This window comes from Vibrio sp. 10N.261.52.A1 (genome assembly GCF_002876325.1).
In the GTDB taxonomy this organism is placed as follows: Bacteria; Pseudomonadota; Gammaproteobacteria; order Enterobacterales; family Vibrionaceae; genus Vibrio; species Vibrio chagasii.
Genome location: NZ_MCYD01000261.1, coordinates 906 through 1,296, shown reverse-complemented (window position 1 = coordinate 1,296; position 391 = coordinate 906). Strand labels below are relative to the sequence as shown.

Below are 391 nucleotides of genomic sequence, written 5' to 3'. Positions count from 1 at the left end.
GGCAAGTGCACAAGATTAAACAGCTCTATCACACGCTGTTTGGCTTGAGACTTCGACACTTTACGATGACACATAATGGCTTCTGCCACTTGAATACCGACGCGCAGGTATGGGTTCAAAGATGTCATCGGCTCTTGAAAGATCATGCCGATTCTGTCGCCACGAATCGACTGCATTTCACGTTCTGATTTTTCGAGAACAGATTCGCCTTCGAACTCAATTTGAGACTGCGGATCAATAATGGCGTTGTCTGGAAGCAGACGCATCAGTGCGTTAGAAGAGACAGACTTACCAGAACCTGATTCACCAACAATGGCCAAGGTTTCGCTGGATTTAAGGGTAAAGTTAACCTTTTTCACCGCATCAACGATTCCATCGTTGGTTTTGAAGC

At 45.8% G+C, this 391-nt stretch carries 1 protein-coding gene; it reads right to left on the bottom strand.

The annotated features are described in order from the left end of the window. Positions 1–391: ATP-binding cassette domain-containing protein (locus BCT81_RS03390; RefSeq protein ID WP_133152515.1), on the bottom strand; the 391-nt coding region annotated here is incomplete at both ends.